This window comes from Pseudomonas sp. NY15374 (genome assembly GCF_048068255.1).
GTDB classification, from domain to species: domain Bacteria; phylum Pseudomonadota; class Gammaproteobacteria; order Pseudomonadales; family Pseudomonadaceae; genus Aquipseudomonas; species Aquipseudomonas machongensis.
In genome coordinates, this window is the sequence record NZ_JBLUPZ010000026.1 from 1 (window position 1) to 1,340 (window position 1,340).

1 protein-coding gene is annotated in these 1,340 nt (G+C 57.4%); it reads left to right on the top strand.

Going from position 1 to position 1,340, the window contains the following annotated elements; genetic code table 11:
- Positions 1-217: 217 nt before the first annotated feature.
- Positions 218-1,174 (top strand): IS110 family transposase, encoded by a 957-nt coding sequence (locus ACNFHO_RS27365; protein WP_063545967.1) that lies wholly within the window; start codon positions 218-220, stop codon positions 1,172-1,174.
- Positions 1,175-1,340: the final 166 nt, after the last annotated feature.

A 1,340-nucleotide genomic window follows, 5' to 3' on the forward strand; every position in this document is an offset into this window, starting at 1 on the left:
CCGCTTGTGTCTTGATAGGGGATTAGAATCTGGAGTGAGAGCGGTGAATGGCAAGCTGAATGCCGCGTGTGCCTTGAGCACGAGTGGGAGCACAAGCTGCCATTCACCGTTCCACTTTGGCGAGAGCCCGAACAGTTGGATGCGGCCTTGATCTCGAATCACAAGCGTGGGCCAAGCCAAAGTCCTCTCACTCTGTTGAGTCTAGGAGATTTTGGTGATGGTTTCCTTTGTGGGTATCGATGTTTCTAGTCGCACGCTGGACATAGCGGTCCGTCCCCAGAGCCTCAAGATCAATGTCACCAACGATCAGGCAGGGTTCGAGGTATTGGAGAAGAGCCTTCGAGGCCTCAAGGTCAAGCGTGTCCTGCTGGAGGCGACAGGCGGATACGAGCGTGAGGTTCTGAGCTTTCTGCAGAGCGCTGGCTACAAGGTCATTCGCGTCAACCCCAGGCGAGCCAGGTCGTTTGCCGAGTCCATGAATATCAAAGCCAAGACCGACGCCATCGATGCAGCGGTATTGGCGCATTTCGCCGAAGTTATCCCCGATAAACCTACTCTGCAGGTCAGTCCGCAGAGGGCGTTGCTGCGCGAGCTGCTGCAGCAGCGTGATCGTCTGGTCCAGCAGCGAGACGACGACCGGCGGCGCCTGAAACAGGCTCAGTCTGAGGTGGTCGCTCGCTTCCTGAAGTCCAACCTCCAGCACTTCAGGTCTCAGATCAGACAGATTGAGCATGAGCTCAAGCTGCATGCCGAAGGGCTGGGTGATGAACGAATTGCTCAACTAGTCCAGGTCAAAGGTATCGGGCTGGTGACGGCTGGGAAGCTTGTAACGCTGCTGCCGGAGTTGGGCCATGTGGAGGCCCGAGAAATAGCCTCGCTGGTTGGGGTGGCACCTTTCAATCACGACAGTGGAACATCCGTAGGCAAGCGCTCGATCTCGGGAGGCCGTTTCGGGATAAGGTGCGCGTTGTACATGTCGTGTTTGGTGGCCGTAAGGCAAAACCCCTCGCTTAAGGCGAAGTACCAAGCACTGCGTGAAAGGGGCAAGGCAGCCAAGGTCGCGATTGTGGCCTGCATGAGAGTTTTCATCGTACGACTCAATGCGATGCTAAGAACGGGTACCCCCTGGCAGGATGTGGAATTGCCTCAGTGCAAGAGCGCAACACCGGCGTAAATCCGAACGCCGTACGTGTGGGAGCGGGTTTACCCGCGAAAAAGACACCGCGCTGCCTGGCACGGGCTACGCCCGTGTTCGCGGGACAAGCCCGCTCCCACAGGGGATTGGGCTGGCTTCTAGATTTTGAGCAAGACAGTTGCTCCCACAGGGATTGGGCTGGTCT

Excerpts from the sequence above, each read along its gene's own strand:
- ACNFHO_RS27365 (WP_063545967.1), top strand. The coding sequence starts at position 218 with ATGGTTTCCTTTGTGGGTATCGATGTTTCTAGTCGCACGCTGGACATA.